General features: G+C 51.9%; 20 protein-coding genes. 13 read left to right on the forward strand and 7 right to left on the reverse strand.

Annotated elements, in window-relative coordinates:
* The first annotated feature begins 347 nt into the window (after positions 1-347).
* From ppa to ACUY4Q_RS21555, 3 genes are all read left to right on the forward strand, one after another.
* Complete coding sequence (gene ppa / locus ACUY4Q_RS21545; protein WP_263098289.1) at positions 348-878, forward strand: inorganic diphosphatase; 531 nt, start codon at positions 348-350, stop codon at positions 876-878.
* Positions 879-1,009: 131 nt separating this feature from the next.
* Entirely contained in the window at positions 1,010-2,074 is a 1,065-nt protein-coding gene (yncE, locus tag ACUY4Q_RS21550) for a 7-bladed beta-propeller protein YncE (protein WP_458044699.1), read from the forward strand.
* Positions 2,075-2,333: 259 nt separating this feature from the next.
* Positions 2,334-3,917, forward strand: a complete 1,584-nt coding sequence (locus ACUY4Q_RS21555; RefSeq protein ID WP_458044700.1) for a methyl-accepting chemotaxis protein — start codon at positions 2,334-2,336, stop codon at positions 3,915-3,917.
* A gap of 126 nt (positions 3,918-4,043) precedes the next feature.
* On the opposite strand, the gene ACUY4Q_RS21560 is transcribed toward ACUY4Q_RS21555, so the two are convergent.
* Together ACUY4Q_RS21560 and ACUY4Q_RS21565 are read right to left on the reverse strand one after the other, a co-directional pair.
* A complete protein-coding gene (locus ACUY4Q_RS21560) occupies positions 4,044-4,394 on the reverse strand; it encodes an FMN-binding protein (RefSeq protein WP_458044701.1) in 351 nt (116 codons plus the stop codon).
* A 203-nt stretch (positions 4,395-4,597) separates the two neighbouring features.
* A complete protein-coding gene (locus ACUY4Q_RS21565; RefSeq protein ID WP_458044702.1) occupies positions 4,598-6,148 on the reverse strand; it encodes an FAD-dependent oxidoreductase in 1,551 nt (516 codons plus the stop codon).
* A gap of 687 nt (positions 6,149-6,835) precedes the next feature.
* Between ACUY4Q_RS21565 and ACUY4Q_RS21570 the strand changes: the two genes are divergently transcribed.
* The 4 genes from ACUY4Q_RS21570 (at position 6,836) to bla (ending at position 10,820) form a co-directional block, all read left to right on the forward strand.
* The gene (locus tag ACUY4Q_RS21570; protein WP_458044703.1) at positions 6,836-7,549 is read left to right on the forward strand and encodes a 4Fe-4S dicluster domain-containing protein; all 714 of its coding nucleotides are present in this window, start codon (positions 6,836-6,838) and stop codon (positions 7,547-7,549) included.
* On the forward strand, positions 7,542-8,489 hold the full coding sequence (nrfD, locus tag ACUY4Q_RS21575; protein ID WP_458044704.1) for a cytochrome c nitrite reductase subunit NrfD: 948 nt from the start codon (positions 7,542-7,544) through the stop codon (positions 8,487-8,489). Before ACUY4Q_RS21570 ends, nrfD begins: the two co-directional genes overlap by 8 nt.
* A 3-nt stretch (positions 8,490-8,492) precedes the next feature.
* Positions 8,493-9,869 (forward strand): MFS transporter, encoded by a 1,377-nt coding sequence (locus ACUY4Q_RS21580; protein WP_458044705.1) that lies wholly within the window; start codon positions 8,493-8,495, stop codon positions 9,867-9,869.
* A gap of 96 nt (positions 9,870-9,965) precedes the next feature.
* On the forward strand, positions 9,966-10,820 hold the full coding sequence (gene bla, locus ACUY4Q_RS21585) for a class A beta-lactamase (RefSeq protein ID WP_458044706.1): 855 nt from the start codon (positions 9,966-9,968) through the stop codon (positions 10,818-10,820).
* A gap of 46 nt (positions 10,821-10,866) precedes the next feature.
* Here bla and ACUY4Q_RS21590 read toward each other — a convergent pair whose 3' ends face one another.
* The 3 genes from ACUY4Q_RS21590 to tamA are packed head-to-tail and all read right to left on the reverse strand — an operon-like array spanning position 10,867 to position 16,720.
* On the reverse strand, positions 10,867-11,211 hold the full coding sequence (locus ACUY4Q_RS21590) for a gamma-glutamylcyclotransferase family protein (RefSeq protein WP_458044707.1): 345 nt from the start codon (positions 11,209-11,211) through the stop codon (positions 10,867-10,869).
* A gap of 2 nt (positions 11,212-11,213) precedes the next feature.
* Positions 11,214-14,990: an autotransporter assembly complex protein TamB gene (gene tamB, locus ACUY4Q_RS21595; protein WP_458044708.1), complete on the reverse strand. Its 3,777-nt coding sequence runs from the start codon at positions 14,988-14,990 to the stop codon at positions 11,214-11,216.
* Positions 14,987-16,720, reverse strand: coding sequence for an autotransporter assembly complex protein TamA (gene tamA, locus ACUY4Q_RS21600; protein WP_458044709.1), 1,734 nt, complete (start codon positions 16,718-16,720; stop codon positions 14,987-14,989). The genes tamB and tamA overlap by 4 nt, the downstream gene beginning before the upstream one ends.
* Before the next feature lie 213 nt (positions 16,721-16,933).
* On the opposite strand from tamA, the gene msrA reads away from it, so the two are divergent.
* The 5 genes from msrA (at position 16,934) to araC (ending at position 23,635) form a co-directional block, all read left to right on the forward strand.
* A complete protein-coding gene (gene msrA / locus ACUY4Q_RS21605; RefSeq protein ID WP_458044710.1) occupies positions 16,934-17,575 on the forward strand; it encodes a peptide-methionine (S)-S-oxide reductase MsrA in 642 nt (213 codons plus the stop codon).
* Positions 17,576-17,901: 326 nt separating this feature from the next.
* Complete coding sequence (gene paeA / locus ACUY4Q_RS21610) at positions 17,902-19,245, forward strand: polyamine export protein PaeA (RefSeq protein ID WP_458044711.1); 1,344 nt, start codon at positions 17,902-17,904, stop codon at positions 19,243-19,245.
* 230 nt (positions 19,246-19,475) lie between these two features.
* Entirely contained in the window at positions 19,476-20,708 is a 1,233-nt protein-coding gene (locus ACUY4Q_RS21615; protein ID WP_458044712.1) for an oligosaccharide MFS transporter, read from the forward strand.
* A 15-nt stretch (positions 20,709-20,723) separates the two neighbouring features.
* Positions 20,724-22,733, forward strand: coding sequence for a beta-galactosidase (locus ACUY4Q_RS21620; protein ID WP_458044713.1), 2,010 nt, complete (start codon positions 20,724-20,726; stop codon positions 22,731-22,733).
* 20 nt (positions 22,734-22,753) lie between these two features.
* Positions 22,754-23,635: an arabinose operon transcriptional regulator AraC gene (araC, locus tag ACUY4Q_RS21625; protein WP_458044714.1), complete on the forward strand. Its 882-nt coding sequence runs from the start codon at positions 22,754-22,756 to the stop codon at positions 23,633-23,635.
* 64 nt (positions 23,636-23,699) lie between these two features.
* Here the strand turns inward: araC and ACUY4Q_RS21630 are convergent, their stop codons facing one another.
* A complete protein-coding gene (locus ACUY4Q_RS21630) occupies positions 23,700-23,906 on the reverse strand; it encodes a DUF1107 domain-containing protein (protein ID WP_437434361.1) in 207 nt (68 codons plus the stop codon).
* A gap of 339 nt (positions 23,907-24,245) precedes the next feature.
* Here ACUY4Q_RS21630 and ACUY4Q_RS21635 point away from each other — a divergent pair, with 339 nt between their 5' ends.
* Positions 24,246-24,803 carry a YtfJ family protein gene (locus ACUY4Q_RS21635; RefSeq protein WP_458044715.1) on the forward strand — a complete coding sequence of 186 codons (558 nt, stop codon included), beginning with the start codon at positions 24,246-24,248 and terminating at the stop codon, positions 24,801-24,803.
* On the opposite strand, the gene cysQ is transcribed toward ACUY4Q_RS21635, so the two are convergent.
* A complete protein-coding gene (gene cysQ, locus ACUY4Q_RS21640) occupies positions 24,793-25,539 on the reverse strand; it encodes a 3'(2'),5'-bisphosphate nucleotidase CysQ (protein ID WP_458044716.1) in 747 nt (248 codons plus the stop codon). The genes ACUY4Q_RS21635 and cysQ overlap by 11 nt on opposite strands.
* Between the last annotated feature and the right edge of the window lie 123 nt (positions 25,540-25,662).

The following is a 25,662-nucleotide window of genomic DNA, read 5'->3' on the forward strand; positions in this document are numbered from 1 at the left end:
TAGACAATTGGAGATGTAACAGAATGCGTTACATCACAAATCAGAAAAGTGAATGAATTGTTAGAGTCCAGTTGCGATCTGGTCCGCGAAAAGATCAGGCAGGATCGGGCCTGCATCGTGCTTTGAAATTACAGTCTTTTTCAGATGAAACGGCTAACCAATCCCGCAGTGTAATCGCTTACACAAATTTATTGATGATGCAGCTGTCTTTATGGATTATTCGGTCATTATTTCCTGCAAAAAAAACGGACCTCAACGAGAGGAGGTCTAAAACAGGCGGAGACATTCGCGGGGAGTTGGCTATAATACCCGGCACTTGTTTGCCACACATTTTAAAGGAAACAAACATGAGCTTACTCAACGTCCCGGCGGGTAAAGATCTGCCAGAAGATATCTATGTAGTCATTGAAATCCCGGCTAACGCTGACCCGATTAAATACGAAGTCGATAAAGACAGCGGCGCGCTGTTCGTTGACCGCTTCATGTCTACTGCGATGTTCTATCCGTGCAACTACGGCTACATCAACCACACCCTGTCTCTGGACGGTGACCCGGTTGACGTACTGGTCCCAACGCCATACCCGCTGGAGCCAGGTTCAGTCATTCGCTGCCGTCCGGTTGGCGTGCTGAAAATGACCGACGAGTCTGGTGAAGATGCCAAACTGGTTGCGGTTCCGCACACCAAACTGAGCAAAGAGTACGATCACATTAAAGATGTGAACGACCTGCCAGAGCTGCTGAAAGCCCAGATCACACACTTCTTCGAGCACTACAAAGACCTCGAAAAAGGCAAATGGGTGAAAGTAGACGGTTGGGACAACGCTGAAGCCGCTAAAGCGGAAATCGTTGCCTCCTTCGAGCGCGCAGCGAAGAAGTAATTCGCTTTACCTGAAAACCCTGCACCGCTGACCTCAGCGTGCAGGGTTTTTTTATGTCTGCTGACTTACATTGCAAACATTACTGACAATCATTATCATTTGCGTTCCATAAATAACATTAAGAAACGCCAATGAAATTTTCTCGTTCTCCCTCTACGAAAATACTCTCTGCGCTTACGCTCACTCTGCTGATGACGGCGCTTTCCACCCACGCGGCGACCCGTCCACAAAGCGATTTTATGACCGCGACAACCGGCCCCGGCATCTACGAGCTGGCTTATGATGCCACTCAGAACAGCCTGTTCGCCGCCTCTGCCCCCTCTTTCGAGAAAGACAAAACGAACGGCCTGGTTTATCGACTGGATCCCCAGACGTTAAAAACCACGGGCACGTTGACGACCAGCCGCCGCGCCTTCGCCACTGCGCTGGATGAAGAAAACCATACCTTGTATCTCGGCAACACGCTGGAAGGCTCCGTAACATTGCTGGACACCCGCAGCGGCAAAGAGATCAAAACCCTGCAATTGAGTCAGGCCTCGAATCCAAAAGAGATCGTTCACACCCGTGAGATGGCGCTCGATAAAGTCCATCAGCGCCTGTACGTTTCCGGCGTCGCAAAAGAAGGCGTGGTCTGGGTTATCGACACCCGGACAAATACGTTGCTGACCACCGTCGAAAATATGGGAAAATGGCCGACCGGCCTCGCCGTTAATAGCGAAAAAGGTCTGGTGTATGTGATTAATGGCAGCGGTGAGCTGGTCACCCTCAACGGCAAAGATAATGCGATCGTCAGCCGCCATGTGATTGAAGGTGATAAAAAACATTTCTTCCTGAATATCGCCCTGGACAGCAAAAACAATCGCGCCTTTATTACTGACCCGGACCTGCCAAATATTCTGGTGGTGGACACCAACACCGGGAAAATTATCCACAGTATTAATAATGTTAATTCGCTGGCGGTACTTTATAACGCTAAACGCGATGAAATCTATATTACCCATCGCAACGCGAAGCTGGTCAGTATTGTCGATGGCACCTCTTATCGTCTGAAAAGCTATATTGCCACTACCCTGCTTCCTAACAGCCTCGCACTGGCCGCTAATGGCAGTGAGCTGTTCGTCAGCCTTAAACAGGGTGAAAAAGAGATGAGTAAGTTGCCGGACGAGGTCATGAAAATCGATCTGGAAAAAATCTAAAACTGACTAAAGCCTGCGCTCCGTCGCCCTGACAGGCGCGGAGCCTTGACCCGCTTGTTCACGCGCGCCTGGCGGCTTTCTCACCCTTTTCTGACCGTTTATTACGCTGTCATAAAACTGCCATAAAAATCTTTTCCCATGCTTATTAAAGGCATAAGGTACATCCTCGCAGTAACCCCATTTTTCCCACCATAAAGTCCCCTGCCCGTTGGTCGATACCCCTGTCTGCTCAATGTCTCTTATGCCCAACGGAAGCTGTATGAAACTCAATCATTTTACCATCGGACAACGCCTTGGCCTGATGGCTACCCTGCTACTGCTGGCGACGCTGTTTATCGGTATGCGTGGCCTGGCGATTAACAGCGCCAGTTTCGACCAGAACCAAAAAATGATGAATACCGAAAAGGTCCTGGCCGACAGTATCGATACCGCCCGCAACGCGCAGGTGCAGTTCAAAATTCAGGTGCAGGAGTGGAAAAACACCTTACTGCGCGGCACACAAAGCCAGGAAGCCTTTGATAAATACAAAAACGCGTTTGTTTCACAAAGCCAGACCACCCAGCAGTTACTGCAAAAACTGAGCGGCCTGCTGCCGCAGTTGGGCATGGATAATGAGCAGGTTGAGAAGACCCGTAAGCTGCATGCCGAGCTTGAGCAGCATTACCTGAGCGCCTTACAGCAGTTTATACTGAGCGACGCTACCAGTGCCTCACGGGTAGACAAACTGGTCACCGGCATCGATCGAGAGCCCACCAGGATGATCGACGAGGTGGTGGCGCGCACCCTGGAACACGCCAACAAAATTCACACCGAGACGGACGCCCGCAATCAGGCGCAGTTTGAGCAAACGCGCCTGATGCTGACTATCGCCATGGTACTGACCATGCTGGTCGGTGCGCTTATTACCTGGTGGCTGGTGCGCAGTATTACTCATCCGTTGGCGCAGGCCGTGGCCGTTGCCCGTACGGTAGCCTCGGGGGATTTGAAAACCACCTTTACGTTTTCAGGTCGCGATGAGACGGCAGAACTGATGCAGGCACTACAGGAGATGAACGGTAACCTGACCCGCATTGTTCATGGCGTGCGTCACAGCACCGAATCTATCGCATCGGCCTCGGTGCAGATTGCCACCGGTAGCCGCGAACTCTCTTCCCGTAATGAAGCGCAGGCCAGCGCGCTGGAGCAAACCGCAGCCTCAATGGAAGAGCTGACCTCTGTAGTGAAGAGCAATGCCGAAAACTCACGCTTTGCCAGCACCATCGCCCGTGATGCCTTTGCTATCGCCGGTCAGGGTGGAGAAGCCGTGGAGCGCGTGGTGCAGACTATGAGCGATATTCACCAGCTCTCCAGCGAAATTAACAGCATCATCGGGGTGATTGACAGCATCGCCTTCCAGACCAATATTCTGGCGCTGAATGCGGCGGTCGAAGCAGCGCGTGCAGGCCCGGAGGGTCGCGGTTTTGCCGTGGTGGCTGCGGAAGTGCGCGCCCTGGCGCAGCGTTCTGCGTCTGCGGCGCGGGATATCCGTCATCTTATCGATAATTCGGTCAGTCGTATTGCCGAGGGTAATTCGCAGGTACAGAATGCCGGTTCCGCGATGAGTGAGATCCTGCGTAGCGTGCAGCAGGTCAGTGAACTGGTGGAAACCATCTCTGCGGCCAGCAAGGAGCAAAGTACCGGTATCGATCAGGTGAATGTCGCCGTGACCCACATGGACACGGCGACCCAGCAAAATGCCACGCTGTCGCAGGAATCCTCTGCGGCCGCGCACCAAATGCAGCGCCAGGCTGAAGAGCTGTTAGAGGCGGTCAGCCTGTTTAAACTGCACCAGAACGCCGCGTAGTGCCTGAGCGCCATTCCGCATGACTGCGGAATGGCGCAACCTTTCTCTTAGCCCTGAACTTCTCGCTCTGGCGCCTCATCAAACGCATTCAGGCCCCTCTGCATCGACCTTGCTGTCATTACAGGCTCAGGGTTTCGCTTGATCCAGCGCTTGTTTCGATGCCTCTAGTACCCCTTTGCTGGACATCGTGGCTCCTGTGACTGCATCAACGCCCTCAACGGTTTGCTTCTCAATGATCTCTGGAATGATATTATCAATCACGCCCTGCATCATTGCGTCGGTGTCCTGATGTTTAACCACCTCCACATCAGCAATTTTACCCGCATTGACTTTCACCGTGACCTCGACTTCTCCCTCCTTGCCTTGTCCTTTACCTGTATACGTACCGTCTTTATATGTATCAGCTGCATGAACAGCCGTAGAGGCGATAAACAATAAGCTAGCTGTAGCGATTAAAGATAACGTTATTTTTTTCATAAGTTTTCCAGTTTTTAACAGTTTCCAGTTTTTAAGCGGCATACTTTTTTAGAGAAGATGGTATCTGTTGATGTGCAGATAAATTTCGCTGAGAGACTGAAGGCTGACATGTCTAAGAAAAAAGCACAGCCCTAATCGGCTGCGCTTATTCTTAATGGTCATAATCTTTAAAACACCATGGCCGGAGAGAATGCCATGACGCCTTACTTTTTATTATCAGCAATATAATTTGCAGCAATTCTGCCCGATGTCAGTGCAAAACTGCTGGCGGAACCTTCAGCAAGCAAGTCGTAGGTTGAATCATAAAGACCACCAATATCTTGCCCGGTGACAAACAGGCCTTTAATCGGATTGCCTTTATCATCCAGGGCTTGCATATGAACGTTCACCTTGACGCCGCCTAAGGTCAGGAAAAATGCGCGCAACCCTTTCAACGCATAATAAGGCCCGGCTTGAGTATCAAATTTGACAAGATGCTCAGGTTTGCGATTAAAATCTGGGTCTGCCTTATTATCCGAATAGGTATTAACTTTATTTATTGATGCTTTTAATGCATCAGCGGGAACGTTTATCTTTTTCGCCAGTTCATCGATGGTATCTGCCTTGAACGCATATCCGACTTTTAACCCTCTGTTTATGCCTTCATCAAGATCCGTCATTTTATGACCAGGAACGACAATGGCATTAAAAGGAATAAGCGGTCCATCGTTAATCATGCGCTGCTTCATTTTTTCATCAAAAATGGAATACATCAGGCCATCATTGACCGTTAGCGCATTGTAAACATCGCTGAAGCTGGAACCCGCGGATTCATTATAAAAACGTTCGCCATGCTTGTTTATCCACAGGAACGGTTGGATCAAGGCAGCATGGGCCTGTTTCAATGAGTCGGGCCCCATGAACTGGTTGATCGGGGGTTCATCATCCAGATACGGACTGTTGCCAGCCAGCGTTCCCATGCCAGCCAGCGCGGCCTTAGCACTGATCGCCATGTTTATGCCATCGCCAGTACGACCGTCGACAACCGGCCCCCGGTACATGACTCGCTCCATGCCTGGGGTGTTAATATCAGGAACATACTTTGCCAACATCGCTTTATTGCTGGCAAACCCGCCAGTGGACAAAATAACATTACGGGCATGAACCGTGATCTTCTCGCCCGCAGCGTTTTTGGCTTCTACACCGATGATGTCGCCTTTAGCATCAAACAACAGTTTTTCGACCGGGGTTTTAGTCAGAATCTTGCCGCCTTTGCCCTTAAAGTCATCAGACATCGCTTTGACAGCCGCCGAGCCTCCCCCCTGATAAATATGCCAGGTATGAAGCGTTTTTTCTGGTGGGAAAGAGGTTTTAATGCCTTTAAATGTCACGCCGATATCTTCTAACCAATCAATCGTCGCGCCTGAGTTCACCAGTAATGTTTTAATCACCGGCGCATTCACGCGCCAGTGGTGAAAATCCATGACACGTTCAAATACCTGTTCGGTCGTGATTTTAATCCCTTCTTTTTTTTGTAAGCGGGTACCAATACCTAGCGAACCTTCTGGAAAGTTTCCTGCACCGCCGATGAAAGCCATTTTCTCCAGTACAACGGTCTTGACGCCGCGCTCCTGCGCGGTAGCGGCGGCTGCAAGTCCGCTTAATCCACCACCCACAACAACCACATCCGATTCAATCACTTGATCGGCAAACACGGGGGCAGATAACAAAGACATAGCAACACATATTGCGCTGTATTTTATGATTTTTCTCATTAAATAGTCCCTTATAGAAATTATTCACTTATTGCTGATGTATAACATATGACTTATTCAAAGTATGAATATTCATTAGGCAATAGATCTCACACATGTGAATCAAACATATTGCACTTATATGTAGTGATAGATGCCTAAAATATTCACACGTGCAACTCTCGAATATCATGATATTTATTAACCTGGCTACGCTAGTGGTTTCACCCGCTAATTAATGTGACTCAGGTATCAAATTACCACTATGACTCAAAAGCGTTATATTTAATATTATAGATTTTAAAAAATCATTTACACATCTTACCAACTCAGAACCTATAGGCTTTTTTTATTAATTTATTAGCCAATTACCTATGAATAATCAGGCAGTAGGTATAAGTGATATTCATATTAATCCTTAAGGTTGCAAGTGTGATTTATCGCACGTTTTGCCAGCTTTGATATATGGTCAAATAAAATACCTGAGCAGCGCAGAGTTTATATCCGCATTATATTGTTTATTTATCGATAAAAATCCCTGATATATACAGAATACCAATATAAATATTTAGTTCACTGCGCCAGGGAGGGAGCCTTCTGTATCGCGCCATTTAAAATCAGTCAGGGCAAAGCCAGCCATGCGAGTATTGTTGGGTATCAGCATCAGCATGACTACATTAACCAGCATTTAATACGGAAGGTGATGTTATGGAAGACCATTCCCGCCGTCGATTTCTCGCTTATATGGGAGGAACCATTTTTATGACGGGCAGTTCCTCGCGGGTGTTAGCAAACGAGACTGCGCCGCAAAGCGCGACGTCCGTTATGAGTTCCTCGAAAAAGGTACGCTATGGGTTATTGCATAACGAAACTCTGTGTATCGGCTGCAAAGCCTGTGTGGGCGCCTGCAAGGAGACCAACAATGTTCCCGATGGGGTTACCCGCCTCGAGATTATTAATTCAGTTTATATTCCTCGCACTTCGACCACTCGCGCAGTGCGCCAGTACTTTCGTAAATCCTGCCAGCATTGCGAAAACCCACCTTGCGTTTCGGTGTGCCCCACCGGCGCATCTTTTAAGGATGCCCTGACTGGCATCGTCGACATTAATGATAAACGCTGCGTAGGTTGCCGCTATTGCATCGCCGCCTGCCCTTACCATGTGCGATTTATCAATCCAGTGACGAAAACAGCCGATAAGTGCAACTTCTGTCGCGAGACCAATCTGGCTGCAGGTAAAAAACCTGCCTGCGTCGAGATCTGTCCAACCCACGCTCTGGTGTTTGGTGATTTGAACGATCCCTCCAGCGAAATATCGCAAATGATTCTCGCCAACCCAACCTATCGCTCCAAAGTGTATCTGGGCACCGAACCGAAACTCTATCGCATCCCTGGCAAACACGGGGTAATCGACAATGTTTAATGCTTTCCATTTCGACACGCTGGTCTGGGACTGGCCTATCGCCATCTATCTCCTTTTAGTGGGCATTTCCGCTGGCATGATCACGCTTACGATGCTGCTGAAATATTATGTGCCTGCAGAGTACAGCGGTAAAAACCCCATTGTTATGGCAACGGCGATCGTGGCCCCGCTGTCAGTGATGGTCGGCCTGATTATTTTGATCTTCCACCTGACACGCCCGACGGCCTTCTGGCACCTGTTGGTCTTCTATAATCCTGACTCCATCATGTCTCTCGGCGTGATGCTGTTTCAGGTTTACTTCGTGTTTATCTTCCTGTGGCTGGTCAGCCTGTACCGTGATGAGCTGCTGAGGTTGGTGGGCAAGTTTAATAAGGGTTGCCTCTTTTCTCTGGTGCGTAACCTGAGCGCCATTCTCCAGAAACGTCGCCAGTGGTTTGAAAACATGCTGCTGGTGCTGGCAGTCCTGCTAGGGTGCTATACCGGTTTTCTGTTATCGGCGCTCAAATCTTTTCCAATGCTGAACAACCCGGTGCTTCCATTACTGTTCCTGGCCTCGGGCACCACGTCAGGCATTGCGGTTGCAATGCTGGTCGGTGCTATCAATCAACGGTTCATTGACGTATACAAAGGGACACTGCATTTCATCCATAAGATTGAAAATCCCGTCATATTCGCGGAGATTTTCCTGCTGTTCGCCTTCTTTGTCGGCCTGTTATTGGGCGACGGGCACAAAAACCTGTCGGCGCATAATGCACTAAGCGGTTTCTGGGGCGGCGTGTTCTGGATTGGGGTTATCGGTACAGGCATCGCGGTTCCGCTTGTGGCCGGGTTCCTGCGCACCAGCCGCAAGCAGATGGCGTTTTCAGCAACGCTCAGCCTGATTGGTGTATTCCTGCTGCGTATGTTTGTACTGTACGCTGGCCAGATGACAGTGGCGTAAACCATGAAGACGTCGTGGACACTGTTCTGGATTGCCTCCCTCACCTTTTTTATACAATCCGCCGACACGACGATGTTGTATATCGCCCTCCCCGCCATTGCGAAGGCGTTTAACCAACCGGTGCTGCATATGGAGCTGATTGTTATCTCCTATATTGTCACCGTAGTGGCTTTCACGCCCGTCAATGGCTGGATGGCAGAGCGATTCGGTGAACGCAATACCTATCTGGTCGCGATAATTATTTTTATGACCGGCTCACTGCTCTGCGTCACGGCGACCTCTATCGCCAGTTTGATCGCATTTCGATTTATACAAGGGATCGGTGGCGCACTAATGCTGCCGATAATCAGAACCATTATTTTGCGGACCACGCCAGATACGCTGAAACTCTTATTCCTCAACCGCATTACCTTGCTGGGGTTATTGGGCACGATGGTTGGCCCGGTAGTGGGGAATATCATGGTTAACACGCTATCCTGGCGCCTGATTTTTGTTCTTAACATGCCCTTGTGCCTGGTCTGCCTGTTGCTGGCGAGAAAAAATATTCCCGCAAACCGGCAAGCCCCACACCTGCGAGTAGACACCTGTAAGCTGATGCTGCTGGTGGGCATGTTGTTTATCAGCGCATTTCTGCTCACCGCCATACCCAAGAACATGATCCCCCCTCCGTTGAGTGCCGTGCTGGCTATCGCCTGGGTTGGCTTTGCATTTTTCTATTTCAAACGGGCCAGGTCCGTCGTTCAGCCTAAATCGGGCGAAAGCCTGTTCACCATTAAAACATTCTCCATTGGTGTAGCCAGCGGTATTGTTACGCGCATTTTGCTCTCATCAACCCCGGTGGTACTGTCGCTGATGTTGCAAACCAAAATGGCGTGCGATCCCCTCACCGTCAGCCTGATTTTGCTGTTGTTTTCCAGCGGCGCTCTGTTCTCGAAAATCGGCTTTGAGCCGTTGATAAAACGCATTGGCTATCGCACGCTGTTGTTGTACACCACACTCTCTACTTCCCTGTGTATTTTCGCCATGGGTGCCGCAGTACAGGAACACGCAACCACGCTCATCGGCATTCTTGCGATGCTGCTCGGCATTTTGATTTCAACGTTATATTCCGCTGAGAGCACGCTGGCCTTTAGCAACCTGAACCAACACACCTATAACAACGGCAATAACATTATGACGGTGACGCAATTGCTGTCTGTTATGGCAGGCATGGCATTCACCTTTCCTGCGTTGCGTTTTCTTACCCGTATCGAGAGCACGATTAATTTAAACAGCTTCAGCCTGTTATTTATTTTACTCGGCATCGGGCTGCCCATGTGCTGTTTTATTTTTATGCGCCTGAATGAGGATGATGGTCGTTATTTTATTCATGGAAGATAAAAGTGAATATGAGAACGAATTTCTTAAGTGACAGACGTTATGATGGTCACGATTATGCATCACTGCCATGAACAGAACCCAAGGACGTATTTCTCTATGTTAAGGTTCCGCCTTACCCTCATCCCGCTGCTGGCCGCTTGCTGCCTGCCCGCTTTTGCTCATCCGCTCACACTGAACAAGGTCAAAGAAGCAGAAGACCAACTCCATGCCCGGGTGGGCTACGCCGAAATGGCCCTTGCCGACGGCACGTTGTTAGCCAATTATCGCGCTCAGGAACGTTTTCCGATGATGAGTACGTTTAAGGTGCTGTTGTGCGGCGCAGTCCTCTCGCGGGTTGATACCGGGCAGGAGCAACTGACGCGCCGTATTCATTATCGCCAGCAGGATCTGGTCGACTACTCCCCGGTCACGGAGAAACACCTTGCCGAAGGCATGACCGTGGCCGAATTATGCAGTGCGGCTATCACCATGAGTGATAACACAGCGGCCAACCTGTTGCTGAAGACCGTCGGCGGCCCACTGGAATTAACCGCGTTTTTACGCAAAACGGGCGATGGGGTGACGCGTCTCGACAGATGGGAGCCGGACTTAAATGCCGCCCTGCCCGGAGATGAGCGAGATACCACCACACCGGAAATCATGGCACGGACGCTGCGCCAGCTTCTCATCGGCAAGGTACTGACGCCAACGTCACGCCAGCAGCTACTGGACTGGATGGAGGCAGATAAAGTCGGAGGACCTCTGCTTCGTTCGGTGACACCTGCGGGTTGGTTTATTGCTGATAAAACAGGGGCGGGTGAGCGCGGGTCACGCGGCATTGTTGCGGTGATGGGGCCTGACGGCCAACCGACGCGCCTTGTCGTTATCTACATCACCGGAACGCAAGCCACCCTGGATGAACGGAATAAAACGATCGCCCAAATCGGCGAGTCGCTGATTAAACACTGGTAGCGGGCTGACAATAAACAACGCCACCCGAAGGTGGCGTTGTTTTGTTTTAAGCCTGGTCTCTGTCCAACCAGTTGCCGGACTCAATGTGCTGTCGCCCATCAACCGGACGCTGATACACGTACATCCAGGCGCTGCCATACGGCGTCTGGATGAGCTGGCGTTTGTATTCGCCACCTGCGGTACGTAGTGCGTCCAGTTCGCTCAGGGTCGTCGCGTCAATGCGGTACACTTCACCCTGCACACATCCATCACCCGGCACAGCACCAGGGTAGTGCCCCAGACTGTAGAGTTGATAATGTTCAACGTTGTGATCGCCAAGCCACTGAGCATTAGTCATCCAATGACTGTTGCCCTGCTTGCGTCGTAAACTGCCGTAGACAAATATTCGCATTGCTAGAACTCAAACTGATAGAGCAAATCAAGCGCCTGATCTATGCCAGACACCGCTTCCAGATACAGCTTAGGCATCAGGCGATAACGTAACGTGAGAGTCGCCAGTGAGTCAAAAATTCCCACGCCATATTTTACCTGCAGACCTGGCAATACATAGCCACTGACCACCACCTGGGAGGAATCACCCACCCCTTCGGTATCCAGCGCCAGATTACTTACGCCAAAGGTCTCGCCGATTTTACCCACAACCTGGCCACTTTGTGCAACCCCCAGACCCACCAGGGCAGATGTCATTGCGGCACTGTCGCTTTGACCACTCTCCAGACCCTGGCCACGCAGCAGATAAGATAACGCTTCCTGCTGCGACATCGCCGGGTCAGAGAAAATTTCTGCCTTCGGTTCATCAGCCGTACCGGTGATACGCACCCCGGCCGTCACGTCGTTTTCGGTCGCTTCCGGGTTACGGATCGCCTCAATATTCAATAACGGTTGATCTGGCGGACCGGAGAACAATAACTCACCTTTTCGCACAATTAAATCCTGACCGTAGGCGTGATAACGACCTTCTGGAATATTGATCTGCCCGTTAAGCCCAAGCCCTTGTTTATCCTGAACAACTTTTAAATCACCGGTCAGGCGCGCTTTCAGGCCAAAGGCATCCATTCGCACGTTATTGCCCACATGCACCGTCAGATTGCTGTTAATCGGGATAGCCGCCGTTTTTGGCTCCTCCGGTTTCAGGTCCGAATTGAGCATCACCTCATCGTTGGAGGTGCCAACGGCGCTCTCCGGGACTTCATGCACGACGATGCGCGCCCAGGGCACATCCACATTGCCATCCAGCGTGAAGAGCGTCGGCGTCGCTTCAAACACCAGGTCCGGCGACACGTCGAGGCGCACCATTGGCGGCACCGTAATGCGGACGTTACTGCCTTTCGCCGCGACACGGGCGCGCCAGTTGTCGATCTGACTCCAGTCTGCATCACCGCTCAGGTTGATCTGTCCGCGTTGCGTGCGCACCACGCCCTGCAGCGTGGAAGTGGTGCCGTTGAAGTTCATGGCCAGCTGGCTTGGCTGCATGTCGAACGGCATAAAGTTGCCCTCCACATCCACACCGTTAACCTGCATTTGCCCGAACAATTGCGGGCTTTGCACATTGCCGCCGAGACGCAGATTGGCATTCAGCGTCCCCGCCGCTTTCTCGCCACGGGTAAAGATAGCGTTCGCCATCGCCAGCGAGAAGTTACGGATGTTCACGTTGCCGCCGAGGTTTCGCCGCCCCTGCGGGTCGGTGACCTGCACCTGGCCGTCAAACTGCCCATTGTTGGTCAGGCGCATCATCCAGCCCAAATCCGCGCGGTTATTACGCAACTGCGCGTTCAGGTTGAGGGTCTCGAAAGCCACCGGCAGCGGCGAACCATTGATGAGCTGCGTCACGCGGACATTACGTCCGTTTAGCGTCACTTCACCCTGCGGCAAGCCCTCTTTGGTGGTGTCCCAGCTTACGTCTGCTTTACCGCTAAAGGTGCCGCTTGCCTGTGTCGCCTCTGGCATAAAGGGTTTGAGCATGGCCAGATCGAAGCGGTTGAGATTGACCACCGCCCGCCCTTCTGCGCCAGCATCAATGGTCTGTGGTACGCACAGCTCCGCATTCGGGTTGGTCCAGCAGTGTGGCCCGATACTGATTTTTTGCTCCTGATTGCGGTAATCCAGCGCAACGGAACGGTTGAGCACCAGTGGCCCAACTGGCGTGGTGAAGCGGGTATCGCTGAGCGTGCCTTTCCAGCGCTGCTCATTGCGATCAAAGCTTCCTGCCAGCTTCAGTTGCCCGGCCATCGGCTCGCCCTGCACGCGCAGTTCAAGCTCGTGCTGTTTTTCACTGCCTTTCGCGGCCAGCGTCACCAGGCTCAGATTGACGTTGGGCTGGGAAATCCGCTCCACGCGCACGTTCATCGTCCCGGCAATCTGATCGCTGGATTTGATATCGCCTTTCACCAGCACTTTGGCGACGCGGAGTTCCTGCCAGCGCAAATTGTTGGCGGTAATGTCTGCCAGCACCTGCGGCGCGTCTACCGTGCCGCGAATATTGACCAACCCTTTGGCGGTGCCCCCCAGGCCCGGCAGGGCGTTATCCAGCCCCGGCGCATCAATGGTGGCGTCCAGCTTGAGATCTTTTACCCCCAGCTCGCCTTTCACGTCCGCCTTATTACGCCCCAGTTCCAGGTGCAGGCCGGGAATGACCCACTGCATGTAACTGTTGCCCTTCAGCTGACCGTCGACGCTCACTTTATTCTGTTTGACGTTCCCGGCCAGCTTCAGCTCAGGGATATCGACCTGCCAGGTACCGCCGTACAGGCTACCGCGCATCTTCGCCAGCCCGTTCAGCTTCGCCGGCCAGTCCGGGAAGGTTTTCGCCGTGTTAATGCCATCCAGCGTCAGTTCGCCGCGCCAGCTAATGGCCTGCTGCCAGTCGAGGAGCGCCTTGAGTTCGGTTTTCCCTTCCAGCGCCGCCACGGTCAGCTTGTCGATATTGATCTGCTGCTCATTACCTTTGCCGTCCAGCGTAATCGTGGCAGGGGGTAAATCGATGCCTTTCACCGCCGTACGGAACGACAGCGTGTAGTCGGTCATTTTACCGGTCAGCTTGAGCTTGAGCGCGTCTGCCTGGTACTGCTTTTCACCGGTAAACGGCCAGTAGAGCTGCTCGCTGGTGATATCGAGATTGAGCGGCAGCCCAGCTTCAGCAAGCTGCGTCTGCCCGCGCAGAACAATATCGACCGGGCCAGACAAGTTAACGCCAAACTCCAGCTGCTTGCGAACTTCACCGCCTATCTTCAGCTTCACTTTTTCGCCCTTGATGGGGTCGACATTGAGCGTGCTGTTGAGGGTGAGATCCACCGGCCAGTTGTCCTTCAGCGTCGCGGTGCCGGTCGCGTTCACGGTACCCTGGTTTGAATCAATATCCAGCGCATCCAGTTTCATATTGCCATCAATGCTACTGACTTTAAGCAGCATATTGCTGACGGTAATGTCCGTGTCGCCGGTCAGGCGCAGCTGCTCGCCGCGAAATTCTTCGATATTGAGATTGAGCGGCAGATGCACATCCGTCATCTCCGGCAGTACCGGTTTCGAAAACAGCTGTTTTAGCGACTCACCGAGCGGTAACTCATCCGGTTTCGGATTTTGAATTTTCGGATCGACCACCTCTTCCTGCGCCACATCTACCACCTTCGGCAGCGCGATCAGCAGGCCACGCAGCGACGTGGGTTTCAGGGTCAGGTTTTTGTCTTCCCAGCTCAGGGCGGAGGAGAAATCCATTACCGACACGGTGGTGTCATCAATTTTGATATTGACGTTGTTCAGCGCCACCCGGCTAAGGGTAATGGGGTACGGGGTGGAGAGATTGAGCGGCCCGGTCTCCTCTTCTTCGACTTTGGCGGCGGGCGGCATTTTTTTGGTGTCAACGACGACATTAATGTCTTTGAGCGAGATATCGTTCACGCACAGGCTGCTGTCACGCAGGCAACCGAGCTTAACACCGAGGTGAAGCTCTCCGGCATTGACCGCCACACCGGGGCTATCGTAGCGCACGTTTTTCAGCGCCAGGTCACGCCAGCCGCCGGTCACCTGGCCAATATGCAGCCCTGGCACCCAGCGATTGGCGGCGTTGAATAACAGATGCAGCCCGCTCGTCGTCCCGACAAGAAAGGCCACGCTCCCCAGCACCAGCAGAATAAACACCACTACCCCGAGGCTTATCTTCTTCCATAAACTCATAATTCAGGCCCCAGACCGATGTAAAACTGTAAACCGTGTTCGTTTTTGTCGCCCACCGGCACCGCCAGGTCAAGCTTGATGGGGCCAACCGGCGACTGCCAGCGCACGCCCACACCGGTGCCGGTTTTGAAATCGCTGCGCCGAATATCGCTGACCGCTTCACCGCTGTCGACGAAGACCGCTCCCCACCATTTCCCGGTGACGTTGTACTGGTACTCCAGCGATCCGGTTGCCATTTTTGAGGCCCCGATCAGTTTGCCGTCGTCATTTTTCGGGGCGATCGATTTGTACTTGTAGCCACGAATACTGCGATCGCCACCGGCGAAGAAGCGCAGATCCGGCGGAACACGATCAAAGTCGTCGGTTTCGATCCAGCCCACGTTGCCACGGGCAACGAAACGGTGACGATCGTAGAGCGTACGGATCCAGACGTTCTGCGCCTGCATCACCACAAACTCCACATCAGAGCCCCAGGCGGTGCTCGAATAATCCACCGAGTAACGCTGGGAGTCGCCCCAGGTCGGCATCAGCCCGCCGCGCGAACGGGTACGGCTAATCATCACGCCCGGATAAAGCAGCATGGTGGTATTAGTGACATTGGCCTGAGTAAAGTGATCAAGGCTCCAGCGCAGGTTAATGGCGCGCTGCCAGCCGCTGGAGAGATCCCAGTAGCGGGAGACCGCAAGGGTCGTGGAATCTGCTTCAGTATCGTTCAGATCGGTGCGTTTAAAGCCGCCCTGCACAAGGTAATACTGCTCAAGCGGATTTTTTAACAGCGGCATTTTATAGCTGAAATCAAGCTGCTGCTCGGGTGCCGAGACGCTGGCGGTGGTCGAGAAACTGTGTCCGTAAGAGTTCACCCATGGCTTACGCCAGGTTGCTTTCACCCTTGGGCCGACGTCGGTGGAGTAACCCACACCGGTTTCGATGGTGTTTTCAATGCGCGGCGAGACGACGCCCTTTAACGGCAGCACTTTCGTTTTACGCGCTTTGTCGAATTCGGGGGCCACGACGACCGAATTAAACCAGCCGGTGGCTGACAGTCGGCGGTTCAGTTCTGCCAAATCTTTCGTCTGGTAATAATCGCCCTTTTCAAAAGGCACCAGATTTTGCAGGTACTCTTCGCGGATTTGCGATCCTTCAAAGGTCACGTCGCCAAAACGGTAACGTTCGCCGCTGTCGTAGTCGATATCCCAGAAGGCCTGATGCCTGTCCAGCGCTACCCCGAGCTGGCTATGATTATACTGGCTGTCAAAGTAGCCTTTGCGCAGGGCCACGCGGGTCAGTGATTTTTTGAAGCCGTCGTAGTCGCCATGATTCAGAATGGTGCCGTTTTTAGGCCGCTTGCTTAATAACGCCAGGTAATCTTCATCGGTCCGTGCGCCGCCGCGCAGAATCACGTCCGTGCCGCCAATGCGCACCGGTTCACCCGCCTTGACGTGGGCAATAAGAACCTGGCGCCCTTTGGCCGGAGGGGGACGCAGCTCGAATTGAATTGTCGGCTCGTAGTAACCGAGTGCTTTTAGCCCTTCACGAATGGCATCATCAACACGTGCCTGGAACCGTTTGTCCGGCGTGACTTCATCGCTCTCGATGGTTGATAACTGGGCGCGTACGTTTTTTTGTAATGTCCCGGTTAACCCTTCGAGCTGTAATCGCACGTTTGCCGCGATAGCGCTATCGCATGCCAGTAATAGGCCGGCAAAATATAAAAAACGGATTTTTGGCACGTTTTCTCCTGAATATCCCTTGTTCCCGCCCCTGGAAGGAAACGTCAACGCCGCTCCGCGGCCTGTAAAAAATCCAAAATGTGGATTGAAAAACGGACGACACCCCAAATATTTCTTATGTTTAAATCTAGTCTTATTTACCACGTTTATTGTGTTAAAAGAGACGCTTCGTTACAACCTTAACCGCAATTTGCGTTCCTGGGAGGGCTCACCATGAGTCTGTTTGATAAAAAACACCTTGTTACTCAATCGGATGCACTGCCCGGACGAAACACCCCGATGCCTGTCGCAACCTTACATGCCGTTAACGAACACTCGATGACTAATGTACCAGAGGGAATGGAAATCGCTTATTTCGCGATGGGCTGCTTCTGGGGCGTTGAACGTCTGTTCTGGCAATTACCGGGGGTTTACAGCACCGCGGCGGGTTATATGGGAGGGTACACGCCCAACCCAACCTATCGGGAAGTATGCACCGGTCAGACGGGCCACACCGAGGCCGTTCGCGTGGTCTATGATCCTGCTGTGATTAGCTACGACCAGCTGCTGCAGACATTCTGGGAAAATCACGACCCGGCGCAGGGTATGCGTCAGGGTAACGATCAGGGTACTCAGTATCGCTCGGCCATTTTCCCGTTAACGCCGGAACAAGATGCTGCCGCCCATGCCAGTCTTGCGCGTTTTCAGTCGGCAATGCATGCGGCGAACGATGAGCGCACGATCACCACGGAAATCGCCACCGCGCCGCCGTTCTACTATGCCGAAGATGACCACCAGCAGTATCTGCACAAAAACCCGTATGGCTACTGCGGGATCGGCGGCATCGGCGTCTGTCTGCCACCGCAACTGGCGTAATCTGTTTTTTCGATCCTCAAGGACCGGTCCTTGTTCCGGGCTGGTTCAGTTTCACTGCTCTGGCCTTTATCTACGTTGCCTCCTGGACATGCCAAAACGGGCTAACGTAGCGCCTGTAACTGAGGAATAAAACACCAGTATGAGGAAAAAACCGCCCGCCGCGTTACGTAACAAACTGCTTACACTGCTGGCGAGCGGTTGTCCGCTTACGCTATACTAGCCAGCGAAATTGCCGGCCCACCGCTTCGGACCGGCTTTTAATGTGCTTTGCCACATGGATTATTCAATTTCCCCTTCCGAGGATCCGGTCACAGACTGGATAAATTATGTTAAACAGCATCTTAGTCATACTCTTTCTGATAGTTGTAAGTGCATTCTTCTCGCTGTCTGAGATTTCACTTGCCGCTTCCAGAAAAATCAAACTGAAACTGCTTGCCGATGATGGCAACATCAATGCGCAGCGCATTTTAAAAATGCAGGAAAACCCCGGTACCTTCTTTACCGTGGTGCAAATTGGCCTTAATGCCGTCGCCATTCTCGGCGGTATCGTCGGCGATGCTGCCTTCTCCCCCGCGTTTTACAGCATGCTCATCAGCGTGGTATCGCCAGAACTGGCAGAGCGCCTGAGCTTTATTATTTCATTCACCCTGGTGACGGGTTTGTTTATTCTCTTCGCCGACCTGACCCCGAAACGCATCGGTATGATCGCGCCTGAAGTTGTGGCTTTGCGCATTATCAACCCGATGCGCTTCTGCCTGTTTATCTTCCGCCCGCTGGTGTGGTTCTTTAACGGCATGGCCAACAACATCTTCCGCCTGTTTAAATTACCGATGGAGCGCAAAGACGACATTACTTCTGATGATGTCTATGCCGTTTTCGAAGCCGGTGCGCTGGCCGGGGTGCTGCGTAAGCAGGAGCATGAACTGATTGAGAACGTGTTTGAACTTGAGTCACGCACCGTCCCCTCCTCCATGACCTCGCGTGAAAACATCGTCTGGTTCGACCTGCATGAAGATGAGCAAAGCCTGAAGAATAAAGTGGCGGAGCACCCGCACTCGAAATTCCTGGTCTGTAATGGCGATATTGACCATATCGTTGGCTATGTCGACTCCAAAGACCTGCTGAACCGCGTGCTGGGTAATCAAAGCCTGGCGCTGGTCAGCGGGGTGCAGATTCGCAATACGCTGATTGTGCCCGATACCCTCACCCTCTCCGAAGCGCTGGAAAGTTTCAAAACCGCCGGAGAAGATTTTGCGGTCATTATGAACGAATACGCGCTGGTCGTGGGCCTCATCACCCTGAACGACGTAATGACCACGCTGATGGGCGATCTGGTGGGCCAGGGGCTGGAAGAGCAAATCGTGGCGCGTGATGAAAATTCATGGCTGGTGGACGGCGGCACGCCAATAGACGACGTGATGCGCGTGCTGGATATCGACGAATTCCCGCAGTCCGGCAATTACGAGACCATCGGCGGCTTTATGATGTTCATGCTGCGTAAGATCCCGAAACGCACCGACGCGGTGAAGTTCTCCGGCTACAAATTCGAGGTGGTGGATATTGATAACTACCGCATCGACCAGCTGCTGGTGACGCGTATCGACAGCAAAGCTACCGTGCTAACGCCAAAGCTGCCGGATGCAGAAGAAAAAACGGCAAGCGAAGCATAAGAATATAACCAGATAAAAAGGGCGGAATAATTTCCGCCCTTTTTTATTTCCACAATAACCTCACAACTATTTTTATTTGCAAAGCAGAATGTGAGTTACCTCACGCCCGTCAGCAGATAGCAGATTTTTACTGGTTGGTAGCGAGACATTCATGACCATGCCGAAGGCGAAACGGTAACGTTGCTCGCGTCAAAACGATCATATTCCTGATACAGGAAAGCGAGGGCATCATGATAGATTCAAATAAAAATTACTATATGAGCTGTCTGTTTTTTCTTTTCTTCTTTATTGGCTGGGGATGTTGTTACCCTTATCTCTCCTTATGGTTAACTGAAACCATTGGCATCAGTTATGGCGACGTTGGGTTGGTTTATTCATTTACTGCAATCGTTGCTGTTTGCGTTCAACCTTTATTTGGTTTTATTTCTGACAAACTCATTTACCGTAAAAACCTGATGTGGATGCTGGCGTTAATTATTACCCTTTTCGCCCCTTACTGGATTTATATTTTTGCTCCGTTACTAAAAATTAACGTCATCCTCGGCGCACTGGCCGGCGGAATTTATATCGGTATGGCCTATGGTGCGGGTTGTGGCATTTGCGAGGCCTACATCGACAAGGTAAGTCGTGCCTCCGGCTTTGAATTTGGCCGTGCCAGAATGTTTGGCGGTATCGGTGCCGCCATGGGTACTTTCGCTGCGGGTAAACTCTACGGCATTGACCAGAATCTCATCTTCTGGACCGCCAGCGCGGCAGGGGTATGTCTGCTGTTTGTGGTTTGGAAAACAAAAGTAAAAACCCAGCAGCAACACAGCGTGCAGCTTACTGCCACTAAACCGGTCACCCTGTCCGACGCAACCGCACTGTTGAAGCTGAAGAAGTTCTGGTTCTTTGCCGCCTACATGATAGGTGTCGGCGCCGTTTATGAAACCTACGATCAGCAGTTTGCTATTTATTACAGCCACTTCTTTGAAAGCAAAGCACGAGGCGCTGAGGTATTTGGTTATTTAACCACCGGACAGATCTTTCTGGATGCCATCGTCATGTTTTTTGCCCCATGGTTTGTGAATAAGATTGGGCCCAAAAATGCGCTGCTTTATTGTGGCCTGATCATGAGTCTGAGGATTATCGGTTCCGCTTGGGCGATAGGCCCGGTTTCAATTAGCCTGATTAAATTACTGCATGGTTTTGAAAGCTCAGTATTACTGGTCGCTGCCCTCAAATACATTACTGCCAACTTTAACCCGCTGTTGTCGGCAACAGTGTATTTGATTGGTTTCCAGTTTTCAAAAAGCTTTAGCTCTATATTCTTATCCACAGGCATCGGTCATATGTATCAAAATATGGGCTTTACCAGCAGCTATATTGTGCTGGGATGTATTGCACTGTTCTTTACTTTGATTTCATTTATTACGCTGGATAAAGCCAGAGTATTTATTACACAACCTGTACCCGCACATTAATTCCAGGAGGTGAACGTGTCCAAATTATATTATGGCGTCGCATATTACGATGAGTACATGCCGGAAGAGCGTCTGGAAAAAGATATCGCCCTGATGCTGGAAACAGGGATTAACGTGGTACGTATTGCGGAATCCACCTGGAGTACGCTGGAACCCAAAGAGGGTGAATACCATTTCCATCACATTGACCGTGTTCTGAATGCCATGCACAAGGCGGGGATTGCCGTCATCATCGGTACGCCAACCTATGCCATCCCCGCATGGCTGGCGGCAAAACACCCGGAGGTGATGGTCACCACGGCAGAAGGCCAGCAGAAGTACGGGCCAAGGCAGATCATGGATATCGTCAGCCCCGTTTTCCGCCGCTATGCAGAGAAGATTATTCGCGTGCTGATGGCGCATGTGCAGCACCATCCGGCGATCATTGGCTATCAACTGGATAATGAAACCAAGCATTACGACAACACCGGGCGCTACATGCAGGAAGGCTTTGTCGGCCATCTGAAAGAAAAATACGGCAGCCTGGCGGCGCTGAACCAGGATTTCGGTCTCGATTACTGGAGTAACCGTATTGACCGCTGGGAGGATTTCCCGCCGGTTGAAAACACCATTAATGCCAGTCTGGCCTGCGCCTTTAGCCATTATCAGCGCCAGCAGGTCACTGAGTATCTGGCATGGCAGGCCAAGATTGTGCGGGAGTACGCTAAGCCGCAACAGTTTGTGACCCACAACTTTGACTTTGAGTGGCGCGGCTACTCATTTGGCGTGCAGCCTCGCGTTGACCATTTTGCTGCCGCGAAGTGCCTTAACGTAGCCGGTGTCGACATTTATCACCCCAGCCAGGACCATCTTACTGGGCGAGAAATAGCCTTCGGCGGCGCGGTTACTCGTAGCCTTAAGGACGGGCAAAACTACTTTGTGCTGGAAACCCAGGCCCAGGGCTTCCCGCAGTGGACCCCCTATCCGGGCCAGCTACGGCTACAGGCATTCAGCCACCTTGCCTCCGGTGCTGCGATGGTCTCCTACTGGCACTGGCACTCCATTCACAATTCATTTGAGACCTACTGGAAGGGGCTGCTGAGTCACGACTTTTCCCGCAATCCCACCTGGCAGGAAGCGACCACTATTGGGGCCGATTTCGCCCGCCTGTCGCCACATCTGGAAAACCTGCGGGCAGAGCACGACGTCGCCCTTCTGGTCAGCAATGAAGCCATGGATGCCCTCAATCAGTTTAAACCCGGCACGGCGCAGACCAACGTCTATAACGACATCGTGCGTCGCTTCTATGATGCACTTTATGACCATAACATTGCGGTCGATATCATTAATGACATTGGCGAAAATGCGTCACGCTATAAGGCCATTGTTATCCCTGCACTTTATGCCGTGGATGATGCTTTGCTGGCACGCATTAATCGCTATATTGCAGACGGTGGACGTGCGCTGATTGGCTTCAAATCTGGCTTTAGCGATGAAAACGTCAAAGTCAGACGTGATGCTCAGCCCGGTGGCTTAAGCGAGAGCTGCGGGGTGAGCTACAGCCAGTTTACGCTGCCGGAAAACGTTGAAGTGGTCGCCTGTTCTCCTGCAATAGATTGCGCTCAGGATAACCGTGCCGAGCTCTGGATGGAGTTGCTCACCCCTGCCCCGCAAACACGCACGCTGCTGCGCTACCAGCATCCTGTATGGGGTAACCATGCCGCGGCAACCGAGGCAGATTTTGGCAAAGGGCAGGCAATGTACGTAGGCTTTCTGCCGCAAAAAAGGGTGATCACGCAGCTGTTTGACCACCTGACGCGGGGACTGACGTTGCGCTCGCGAACCACAGATGCGCATTTCCCGCTCATCATCCGGGAGATGACCAATCGTCAGGGCAAGACGATCGCCTTTATGTTTAACTACTCCGGGCAAGCGCAAAACGCCGTGTGCGATCGGGGAGGCGTGTCGCTGATTAACGCAGCAACCGTCGCCAGCGGTGCGACCGTGCAGCTTGCCCCGTGGGGTTTTGCTATTATCGAGCGCTAAACCGGAAGCGGGAGACAACGATGGAACTGGATATCAATGAGCTACTCAACTTCTCGCCATTGATCAAAACCTTTACGTTCAATGCCTGGATTGTCTCCGGCTTTACCCCGATTTCACGCGGATCGGCGCTTGATTACTACATCAACCGTCCACAGGGTATGAAAGGCTATATCATTAATCTGACGCTGCGCGGTCAGGGCCGGGCCAAAGTCGGCGACAGTTCATTGGTCTATCGTGAAAACGAACTGCTGCTTTTCCCGCCTGGCGTGCCGCACCACTATGGACGCAATGAGCACAGCGAGCATTGGGATCACCTATGGATTTACTTTATCCCACGTCCCTACTGGATCGACTGGCTAAAGTGGGACGTCAATACGCTGGGGATCGGTAAAACAGCTGTCAGCGATCCGGTGCAGTTAAAAACCCTGCGCGATCTGTTTTATGAAGTGATTCGCCATAACTCTGACAATGCCCCTTTGTCAGAAGCATTAGCCATGAACGCGCTGGAACGGCTGATTCTCAACTGTTTTCAGCTTCAGCCAATCAGTAATCGCCATGCGCACGATCCCCGCATCAATGCGGTGTGCGATTACCTGAATGAACACATCGCGGAAGAGTTAAAAATCGAAACCCTGGCCCGCATGGTTTTCCTCTCTCCCTCCCGCCTTGCCCATCTGTTTAAAACAGAACTGGGGCAGACCATTTATGCATGGCGAGAAGTCCAACGCATCAACCGCGCCCGGCTGTTGATCCAGTCAACGCCGCTGCCGGTATTTAAAGTGGCTCAATCGGTGGGATACGCCGATCCGGTCTACTTCACGCGGATCTTTCGTAAACATAATGGCATCCCGCCGATGGAATATAAAAAACGTTATGAAGGGATGAGTGAAGGCAGATGCTGAAAACATCAACGGCTCCATTTCGGAGCCGTTTGTTTGTACCGCGGTTACTGCATAGCATAAGTTGTTAAGCCATCTCCGCCTGGAGACGCAAAACCTGACGGTTGATCTCTGACATAACAGTAAGATGCTGTTTGTCCTTCACTTTCGGGATCAAAATTTTGCCCTTATCGAACTCGAAAGCGCCAACGTCCTTGATATACAACCGTCCACGGAACAGGATTTTCACGTACTTCGCCACCTGAAGTGGGTTGTAACGTTGGAAAATTTTCATTTTTGTATCTCCTGTTGAGTATTACGCCCTTGCGGAGCCACACTTGGCCCGACTGTTGATGAGCGCAAATTTTGTTGCCCAGTGACTATAGTCCAGAACATTCAGGACACATAGTGTGTATAAGTTTATTTACCTTTTGATGACAGTTATTCAGAATTTTCTTTGCAGTCCTTTAGGGAGGGCAGTATAAGCCATCGTTTTTTCACGGATATGTGCGTTAACCCGCAAACTGGCATCCTGCTTGCGGGAAAACCTCATTGATCGCACTTATGATTAAAAGGTTCACTAAGTGGTCGGATCACCTGCAAACATTTTGTGCAAAACAATAAAGGAAACACCATGACCCTACGTAAAATCCTGGTAGCCACCTGCCTGCTACTGCCGCTTCTGGCGCAAGCTCACAATTTTGAGACGGGCCAGCGAGTCCCACCGGTTGGCGTTGCTGACAGGGGAGAGTTGATTCTCGATAACAGTAAGTTTAGCTATAAAGCCTGGAATAGCGCGCAGCTTCCTGGCAAAGTGCGAGTGGTGCAACATATTGCCGGCCGAAGCTCTGCAAAAGAGAAAAATGCTGCACTTATTGAAGCGATCAAGACCGCAAATTTACCCCATGACCGCTATCAAACCACCACCATCATAAACACCGATGACGCCATTCCCGGTTCAGCCATGTTTGTGCGCAGCAGCATTGAGAGCAATAAAAAACTCTACCCGTGGTCGCAGTTTGTGGTGGACAGCAATGGACTGGTGCGCAAGGCCTGGCAGCTTGAAGAGGAAAGTTCAGCCGTTGTCGTGCTGGATAAAGAGGGAAAAGTGGAATACGCCAAAGATGGCAGCCTGACCCAGGGCGAGGTGCAGCAGGTGGTTGCCCTGCTGCAGAAATTGCTCAATAAATAGAGACGCGGAAGCCGGGGTTGAGGAAAGATTCACGCGGCGTATAGTCGAGGGTTTTTCCCTGCCAGTCGTGAACGTGCGCCCCGGCAGCCACTGCCACCGCGTGGCCTGCCGCCGTGTCCCATGAGTTGGTTGGCCCAAAACGTGGGTAAAGTTGCGCCTGCCCTTCTGCCACCAGGCAGAACTTCAGGGAGGAACCAATCGCAGTAGTTTGATGCTCACCTAACTGATTTAAATATTCATGCAGTTCGCTGTCTGCGGCCGCATGAGAACGGCTGATGACCACCAGCGGTGGGCGGGCATCACGCACCTGAATCTGCTGGCGAGAACCGTTTTCCTCTTTCCACGCCTTGCCTTCTGCCGCTGCATACATGACGTTCAGCACCGGCGCATAAACTACGCCAAGAGTCGGTTTACCCTGCTCAATCAGGGCGATATTCACGGTGAACTCCCCGTTACGCTTGATAAACTCTTTTGTCCCGTCAAGCGGGTCCACCAGCCAGTAACGCTGCCAGTGCTGGCGCACATCCCAGCCCGGTGGATCTTCTTCTGACAGCACGGGAATATCCGGCGTTAGCGCCTGCAATCCACGCACAATCACGCCGTGGGCGGCGATGTCCGCTGCCGTTACCGGAGAGTCATCAGACTTGCTGGTCACGTCCATTGGTTGGTGACCGTCATAAACATCCATGATGGCATCACCCGCTTCCCGCGCGAGCTGACAAATCGCTTCTAACATCGTCCACCTCTTATTTATGGCAGTGGGGTATTTACCCTAAATAATTCATTAGTTTACTTATATCGCATTCAGCCTCAATCCGCCAGGTGTGATAGTTGTTGCATTTATGTGGCGAAAATCATG

The organism is Phytobacter cepae (genome assembly GCF_054165735.1).